Source organism: Myxococcus sp. AB025B, assembly GCF_006518215.1.
Taxonomy (GTDB): domain Bacteria; phylum Myxococcota; class Myxococcia; order Myxococcales; family Myxococcaceae; genus Myxococcus; species Myxococcus fulvus.
The window spans coordinates 26,034-34,077 of sequence record NZ_SRLW01000084.1 but is presented as its reverse complement, the minus strand read 5'-3'; the positions used below and the strand labels follow the sequence as shown (position 1 = coordinate 34,077).

7 protein-coding genes and 2 pseudogenes are annotated in these 8,044 nt (G+C 68.5%); 6 read left to right on the top strand and 3 right to left on the bottom strand.

The window, feature by feature from the left end; translation table 11 throughout:
• The 5 genes and pseudogenes from FL311_RS44080 to FL311_RS16305 all read left to right on the top strand — a co-directional run.
• Nucleotides 1-634: pseudogene (locus FL311_RS44080) on the top strand (hypothetical protein); the annotation flags it as partial.
• A gap of 352 nt (nt 635-986) precedes the next feature.
• The gene (locus tag FL311_RS16320) at nt 987-2,162 is read left to right on the top strand and encodes a DUF2380 domain-containing protein (protein WP_342394547.1); all 1,176 of its coding nucleotides are present in this window, start codon (nt 987-989) and stop codon (nt 2,160-2,162) included.
• Nucleotides 2,159-2,629, top strand: a complete 471-nt coding sequence (locus FL311_RS16315; RefSeq protein WP_141326062.1) for an NUDIX hydrolase — start codon at nt 2,159-2,161, stop codon at nt 2,627-2,629. The genes FL311_RS16320 and FL311_RS16315 overlap by 4 nt, the downstream gene beginning before the upstream one ends.
• Before the next feature lie 93 nt (nt 2,630-2,722).
• Nucleotides 2,723-3,189: pseudogene (locus tag FL311_RS45110) on the top strand (NUDIX hydrolase).
• 97 nt (nt 3,190-3,286) lie between these two features.
• A complete protein-coding gene (locus FL311_RS16305; RefSeq protein WP_194869227.1) occupies nt 3,287-3,799 on the top strand; it encodes a hypothetical protein in 513 nt (170 codons plus the stop codon).
• Here the strand turns inward: FL311_RS16305 and FL311_RS16300 are convergent, their stop codons facing one another.
• Nucleotides 3,800-5,377, bottom strand: a complete 1,578-nt coding sequence (locus FL311_RS16300) for a hypothetical protein (RefSeq protein ID WP_153882689.1) — start codon at nt 5,375-5,377, stop codon at nt 3,800-3,802.
• Nucleotides 5,378-5,611: 234 nt separating this feature from the next.
• Here FL311_RS16300 and FL311_RS16295 point away from each other — a divergent pair, with 234 nt between their 5' ends.
• The gene (locus tag FL311_RS16295; RefSeq protein ID WP_141326060.1) at nt 5,612-6,490 is read left to right on the top strand and encodes an aldo/keto reductase; all 879 of its coding nucleotides are present in this window, start codon (nt 5,612-5,614) and stop codon (nt 6,488-6,490) included.
• Between the two features lie 74 nt (nt 6,491-6,564).
• Here FL311_RS16295 and FL311_RS16290 read toward each other — a convergent pair whose 3' ends face one another.
• Both FL311_RS16290 and FL311_RS16285 read right to left on the bottom strand, forming a co-directional pair.
• Nucleotides 6,565-7,053: a hypothetical protein gene (locus tag FL311_RS16290; protein ID WP_141326059.1), complete on the bottom strand. Its 489-nt coding sequence runs from the start codon at nt 7,051-7,053 to the stop codon at nt 6,565-6,567.
• Between the two features lie 156 nt (nt 7,054-7,209).
• A complete protein-coding gene (locus FL311_RS16285) occupies nt 7,210-7,845 on the bottom strand; it encodes a CAP domain-containing protein (RefSeq protein ID WP_141326058.1) in 636 nt (211 codons plus the stop codon).
• Between the last annotated feature and the right edge of the window lie 199 nt (nt 7,846-8,044).

Below are 8,044 nucleotides of genomic sequence, written 5' to 3'. Positions count from 1 at the left end.
TGCCATGGCGGTGATGGTGGTGCGGCCCGGCATGGAGGCCTACGTGAACGCGGGGTGGGGCGGGCAGCCGGGAGAGGGCGGTGCTTGGGGCGCTGTCATGGGAGGCGGGGTGGACTCCCTCTCCGAGAGGTTCAACCTGCGCCTTAGGCTGGAGGCGAGGCGCCAGCATGGTGGCTTCCGGCAAGGTTTCTTCGGCGCGGACTACGAACTGGCGCGCTTCCAGGCGTCGGGCCCTGATGGCGTGCCGCTCGCGGATGCTCACTTTCCGGACGGCTACTCCGCGTTCGTGGAAGCCCTCGTGGAGTGGGATGCAGTCAGTTACGGAGGGCCCTACAAGCACCTGAGCCTCTCGGTGGGCGCGGAAGCCTTCTCGTGGGGGCGCGTCGACGTGGACGGTCGCGTGGCGGTGCAGCTCTTCGAGCGCGCCTTGGAAGTCGCGTTGAAGGGGCTCGGGGTTGGAGCTGGGAAGCCCGGGGCTCGCTACCTGGGCGCGGCGGAGGTCCGCTGGAGGTTCCTCGGCGGGAAGCTCTACGCGATGGGGACGGCCGGCACGCTGCTGTTCCCCACGGCGGAAGGGACGCTGCGGCCGGGTGCCTTCGCCTCGGTGGGTTTGGGGGTGGACAATGCGCGCTGACGCCCTGTTCCTGGTCGCGGTGCTTGCCACGGGATGCGCGTCGGTGCCGCATGCTCCCGGGCGTGGTGGAACGCTGAGCTACACGCCTCGCGGGACGACCTCTCCCGAGCGGGTGGACGTGCTGAGTGACGAAGGTCCTCATGCCTCCGGCTCCCCTCCGTACTCCCTCGCGGGCTCTGGGGCTGGGCAGCGCCTCTTCCGTCATGTCGGGCCACGAGGTGAGGCAACGAAGGCAGCACCTGGCACCGCATCTGGAGCTGTCGGAGGCAGAGGCCCGCAAGCCGCCTCGGCGCGGCAAGCCTTCCTTGACTCCCTCGACGAGGTGAAGGACTTGCTGAAGGAGTCCGAAGCCATGTTCTCCAAACTCGCGAAGAGCGCTCCCGTGTTCAGTGGCAGGGCTCTCAGTGGGGGAGCGTTCACGCGCTATCTCGACCACGGCACCAATGAAGTGGCGTGGATTCGCGGCGCCCTCGGAAGCTCGACGATGCTGGCGGGGGGCGTGTCGGAGGTCGGGGACTCGGAGATGGAGTTGGCCCTCCTTCGCATGGCGGGCCCACGGCTCCAGTCCGCGATGTTCGGTGCCCTGCTGTTCGCGACCTGGGTGGACTTCCTCCAGCTCTCCGACGTCCTGCTGCGCGAGTGCCCGATGTGCGGCGACGAGAAGCTGTTCGTGGACCTCCGCCGCGTTCAGGGCTTGATGGAGCCCACGCTCGCGGACCTCGCCTCTCGCGACCCCGCGCGAGTGGAGGCGGCGGCACTCGCGATGCCCGAGCTGATGGGGAAGCTGACCCATGAGTTCGACGTGATTCAGCGAGACGCGCGCCTGGCCATGGAGCAGGGCGGCAAGGTCATGGTCGCGGTGCAGGTGATGGAGATGCTGGCCCTGATTTCCACGCTGAAGATGTCACTCCCCAGGCCGCCACCCTCCTCGCCCGCGATGCTCGGCGTGGGGCTCGTGATGAGCTCGGGCGGCGTCATGGCGGGCTCGCGACTGGTCGTCTCCGCCGAGTGGGTGGAGATGATGCGGAGGCTGGTGCAGGCGGGTGTCATCTCTCTTCCCGTCGTGAGCGCGGCGGTCCGTATTCACGGTGGGCAGGTGATGATGGCCCAGGCGAACCAGGACTTGCCCAAGGGCGTGAAGGACGCGCTGGGGGACAGTCCGGAGGTGCGCGGTATGCGGGTGACGGGTAGAGCTGGGGCGGGCATGTCCGAGGCCCCAAGGCACCATGTCATGCCGAAGGAGCACCGCGAGTGGTTCGAGCAGCGCGGCTTCAAGGGGGACATGGACATCGACCAGTTCTGCGTCCGCCTGGAGCAGGCCCATCACGAGGCGATTCACGGAGGGGGGAACTGGAGGCTGGGACGCACATGGCCCGGGGAGTGGAACCGGATGATCATGAAGGTGCTGCGGGAGGCTGAAGCAGAAAACGGCCAGAGGTTGACGCGGAACGAGATCTTGAGGCTCATCGCGGGATACTTGAAGGAGTACGACATCCCGATGAAGTTCATGAAGGGGACGAGCCGATGACCGACGGGCGTTCGTGGCAGGGGAACTGGAAGGCCCGTCTGTATGAGCGCGTCCGAGCGCGCGGCTACGATTCGCTGACCGCATTTGCCGAGGCACGCCCGACTGCTTCGCTCGCGGCACTGGCCGAGGAACTGGGGCCTGACGATGTTGCCGGAGTGCAGGTGTTCAGCGGGCTCGTAGCTGAAGCGGAGCGAAGCCATCAGGTCACTCGTTTGGTGCGTGGGCAGTTCGTGCGCGAACTGCATGCGAGCCTTCCTGCTGGGTGGCCCTCTGTACGGGATGACACAAACCGATTCGATGTTGCCCAAGCCCTCGCTCGCTGGAGTAGCTACACCCCGGAGACGCATGAGGCGCGCGTGAAGCACGCCAGAGCTGCGCTTCGCACAAATCCGCCGCCGCCCGGTTGGCGTCCGATGGGCCCCGACGATGAGCTGCTCCGCATTCTCCTACCCGACGACGAAGCCTGAGCCGGAGATGGTGGCCCCGCCAGTGGGTGAGGCGGGGCACCACGTTGTAGCGCCGCCACGAGTCAATCTGGACGTCATGCAGAGGAGAAGGCGATGAGCGACGGAGCAGCTTGGCAGGGCAACATCAAGGCTCGCCTGTACGAATGGGTCCGCGAGCGAGGCTACGACTCACTGACCGCATTTGCTGAGTCGCGCCCTGCCGTTCCGCTGTACGTCTTGGCCGACGAAATGGGCAACGACGTTGCTGCCGTGCAGATCCTAAGTGGCTTGATTACGAGGCGGAGCACCGCAATCAGGTCACGCGCTTGGTTCGTGACGTCCTCGTGCGCGAGTTGGCCGAGAGATTCCCGAATGGCTGGCCGGACGTGCTGGACGACGCATCCCGTGTCGAAGTGGCGATGGGACTCGGGTCGTGGTTCGCCTACACCCCCCTAACCCACAGGGAGCGGGTTGACCGGGCAGGGAGTGCGCTTCTCGCCAATCCCCCGCCTATCGGCTGGTGCCCGCTCGGACCCGAAGACGAACTTCTCCGGGCGCTCCTACCGGACAACGAAGCCTGAGCGAAGTGGGTAGCCCCTCGTGGCCGGAAGCGGCGGGAACTGGCGGCGAGGGGCGCGTTCGACTAATGCTGCGGGGAATCAGGTGGGGGGAACGCTCGTGAACCTGCAAACCGAGTTCGCCGCGGCGGTTCGACGTCAAGACATCCACTTCGCCGTCCGCAGCCTGCTGGAGCCCGTCATCCAGCCGCAGTTGGCCACGTTGGATTCACGGCTGCTCGCGTCCCTGCTGGAGCTCTACTGCCAGCCGCTGCTCGTCGACATCGCGGACCGCAATGGCCTGCGCGTCGTCGATGCACCTCACGAGATGTATCCCCACTTCACGCTGCTGAAGGACGACTCGGACCGGGCCAAGGTCGCCGTCGACATCGAGGTGCGCTGGTCCACCGGGATGTCCGGGGGCGTGGTGATTCGCGAGTCGCTGGTACAGAGCCGCTTCCCGCTCGACCAGTACGCGGCGCACTGGGTGGTCTGCTTCTCGTTGGACGTGCGCGCCCCAACCGAGCGCATCGAGTGGCGCGTCGAGAAGCGCCAGCCCGGCGAGCGCTCCTCCCTGAATGGCTGGCACCCGGAAGCGCCGCCCGCGCCGGAGCTGGCGCCCCGACTCCGGTAGCTACGGCGCGGACCTGGGCGTCGTCGCCGCCCCACTGGCCGCTGGCGTGGGAGCCTGGGGCTTCGCGGGCTCGGCGGCCGGCGCCTCTGGCTCATGTCCTCGCAGCGCGATGGCGGGCAGCGACACAGTCAGCGCCCCCACGTCCAGGAAGCCGTGGAACCCCTCTGAGTGCACCTTGGGGAGCATCCGGATACCCACGGGCGTCTGGGGACGAATCTCCACCACCGGGCCTGGGGTAATGCCCATCACGTTGCACGTGATGTCCCCGTTCAGCTCCACGTCACAACCCCAGCGGCGGCCCTGCGCGTAGCCCACCTCCAGCACCTTCACGTCCGGGTGCTTCTCCACCACGTGCCGCGACAGGGGCACGAAGTCATCGTTCCAGTCCGCGTCCCCGAGCCGCGTGTGCGCATTGCCCGCCAGCACCAGGAACACGTCCTGGGGCCGCGCGGCGCGAGGCTTCAACACCTTGCCCGCCATGTGCGCGTCACGCGCCTTCCCCTGGCTCATGTCCGTGTCCATCGCGACCACGGAAATCGCACGGCCCTGCGCCTTCAGCGCCCGCGCCCGGTCCAGCAAGTCCATCATCGCGCGGCTGCCTCGGCCGTCCTGCTGCACCTTGCGCCAGAAGTGGCCCCCGAGCAGCGCGTCCTGGTCCGCCGGCTTGCCCGCGCTCGCCAGGTACGCATCGATACGCGCCTGCTCCTTGTCGGGCACGGTGAGCGCGAGCGTGACGGCATGGCCCGCCTGCGAGGCCTCGCACATCAAATCTCCCACGCTCGCCGGCACCTCCCGCGTGCCCAACTGCTCACCGATGAGCACCGTGAGCCCCGCCTTCAGCAGCGGCTGGAACCCAGGGACCTTGCGCTCACAGGGCTCCTGCACCGGCTCCTTCCATCGCCGCAGATAGAAGGTCGGATCCCGCGCGAACGAGTCGTCCCGCGACAGCTTCAGCGAGCCGGTGAGCGTCTCCAGCGAGGGGCGCGACTCCAGAATCAGGGTGAGCTGCCGCTCCAGCTCCAAGTCCCGCGTCCCCTGCGTGGCGCCGTCCAGCTCCACCCACGCCGCGGTGTCCCGCTCGCGCTGCGCCAGCTCCACCGGCGCGCCCCGGGCGCGGAACTCGTCCTCGAAGCGCTTCATGCCCACGAAGCGGTTGTGGATGGCGCCGCTCGCCTCGGGCTTGATCTCGACGTCGTTGCTGAAGGCGACGCGCTTCATCCGGAAGATGCGGATGATGCACTCGCGCTCGGAGAGGGACTCGCTGGACACCAGGTAGCGCGTGTGGTCGCCGTCGCTCTGGTAGCCCCAGGACTTCGTGCCGATCTGCGCCGCACGCCACTCGGTCAGCAGCAGCCGGGGGTCCTCCATGGGCTGGAGCACCCAACCTTCGTTCTTCAGGAGCTTCGCGGCCTCGGCGAGCGCCCGCTCCGGCGGCATCAGGAAGATGTGCTCGTACTTCGGCTGCTCCGGCTCCACGGGCGGCGGGGCGGGCTGGGTGGCCTCGGCCTGCTCGGGGGGACGGACGTTCCTCGCACAACCCGCGAGCAGCAACACCAGACCAGCCAGGGCTCGGTGCATCGATGGCCTCCCTTGTCGCGTCGGAGAACTCAGTGGCGGGGCTGGAACGCTCGGGGTCGAAAAGGATATCGGGGAGCCGCAAGCCCCCAGGACGACGCACCACGTCGAGCACGCCCGCTCCCTGGCTGGAGGGCCCGGGGGGACGCAGGCCCCGTCGACCGTCATCGCGGCGAGCAGGCGTCCTCCAGGGGCGTTATCCAGGCGCCCTACCTTCAGAGCAGGAGGAAGCGTTCCATGAGCGGCACCTCGTCACGACCTGTCGAAAAGAGCGGCGTCTTCAAGCTGGGCGGAGTGCTGCCCATCCATCGCCTGGGCTATGGCGCCATGCAGCTGACCGGCCCCGGCATCTGGGGCCCGCCGAAGGACCGGGCGGAGGCGGTGCGCGTGCTGCGCCGCGCGGTGGAGCTGGGGGTGGACTTCATCGACACCGCCGACTCCTACGGCCCCTATGTCAGCGAGGAGCTCATCGCCGAGGCCCTGCACCCGTACGCGAAGGGGCTGGTCATCGCGACCAAGGCGGGCCTGGTGCGCACCGGCCCCAATCAGTGGCACCCGGTGGGCGCGCCCAAGTACCTCCGCCAGGAGGTGGAGATGTCCCTGCGCCGCCTGAAGCTGGAGCGCATCGACCTGTTCCAGCTGCACCGCATCGACCCGAGGGTCCCCGTCGAGGAGTCGCTGGGCGAGCTCAAGGCGCTCCAGAAGGAGGGCAAGCTCGGCCACATCGGCCTGTCGGAGGTCTCCGTCGAGGACATCCAGCGCGCGCGCAAGGTGGTGGACGTGGTGTCGGTGCAGAACCGCTACAACCTCACGGACCGCGTGCACGAGCAGGTGCTGGCGTACTGCGAGCAGGAGCAGCTGGGCTTCATCCCCTGGTTCCCGCTGGCCACCGGCGGGCTGGCGAAGCCGGGCGGCGCGCTCGACGCGGCGGCGCGCAAGCACCAGGCGAGCCCCGCGCAGATTGCCCTCGCGTGGCTCTTGGCCCGCTCGCCGGTGATGCTGCCCATCCCGGGCACCTCCTCGGTGAAGCACCTGGAGGAGAACCTCGCGGGCGCCGAGCTCTCACTGAGCAAGGACGAGCTGGCCGCGGTGGACGCCCAGGCCTCGGGCCGCTGAAGACGACGGCGCCCCGGCGGGCCGGCCCAGGTGCTCGGGCTGGCCTCCGGGGCGCCATCACTCCGCTTCAGGACTCAGGGGTTGGTCCAGATGCCCCAGTTCAGGAAGAAGTTCCGGATGGAGTTGCGCAGGCTGGTGGTCTGCGGCGTGCCCTGCGACGTGCCGTAGGTCCACACGGCGGCGTGGCCATAGGGCCCGTTCGGGCAGGAGGACTGGCCGTGGATGGCGATGGAGTGGCCATTCGAGATGGACGCCGACGCGAAGTAGGGGAAGTTCGGGGAGTAGGCATACACGTAGCCGTAGGAGTCCACGCGGCCGATGGTGCCGACGTTGGAGAACAGGGACACGCCACTGAGCTGGTTGAAGAACCCGCCGTTGCTGGCGCTCGTGTTCAACAGATACGTGCCGTCCACGCGATAGGAGCCCTGCTCGTACGCGGTGGCCGCGCCGGGGCTGGTATAGGCCGCGAAGGTGGAGCCGCTGATGCGGCCCTGGTGGTCGAAGCGCACCCGGCAGGTCGAGGTGCACGCGGCGATGCTCAGGCGGGGAACGAGGATGGGCAAGCGCGGGCCCCCCGGCCAGTGGCGAGGAGCGCTACAGCCGCGTGAAGGTTTGATTGGCAAACGGGTGGTGAGGTCTGACTCATCCCGCGGTACGGCGTTGGATGAGCAGTCATTGCCCCGGGCCCGCGGTGAGGCGCGGGCCCGGGTGCGACAGGCTCAAGGCGCGCCGAACGCCTGGGTCCAGTAGTGCTTGTAGGTGCTGGAGGGCGCGTTGTAGTAGCCGACGCCGATGTGCACGAGCTGCGCGTTCATGATGTTCACGCAGTGGCCGCTGCTGGCCATCCAGCCGTTCACCACGGCCGTGGGCGTGGCGTAGCCCGCCGCGACGTTCTCCGCGGCGCGCCGGTAGGAGTAGCCCGCCGCCGTCATGCGCTGCCAGGGCGTGGAGCCGTCCGAGCCGGTGTGGCTCATGAAGTTGTTGACGCCCATGTCCTTGGAGTGGCGCCGCGCCGCGCACCGCAGCTGGTCGTTCATGGTGAGCGCGGGCGCCGGGGGATAGGCCGTGCCGCCGCAGGTCGCCCCGGCCGCGCGCCTCTGGTTGACGAGCACGAGGACCTGCTCCTCGAACGCGGCCCAGGTCGGGTCCCACGTCGCCACGTCGCTACAGATGGCGCTGGCGGTGACGGAGCCGGTGCCGGAGGGCGCGCCTCCCGTCTCCACGTGCATGGGAGGAATCAGGGTGCCTTCCTCCGGGGCGCCACCGGGGCCACCCGCGGACGGCGTCTCGGGCCCACCACAGCCGCCCATCAGCGCGGCGCCCATCAGGAACAGGGGGACGGAGCTCCATCGCATCGCGAATCCTTTCGAGTCAGAGGTGTGGCCATCTCCGGACGAGATGGTCTCCTCATCCTGGCGAGGACCGATGGGATGTCGAGAGGGAACCCTGCGCCCGGCTGCTCGGGCGAGGGGCCATGCGCTCAATGCGATGCAAATCTTACCAGGACATCGTGGCGCTCCTGGCCTCATTCCTCACACGGGGCTTGTCTTCCTT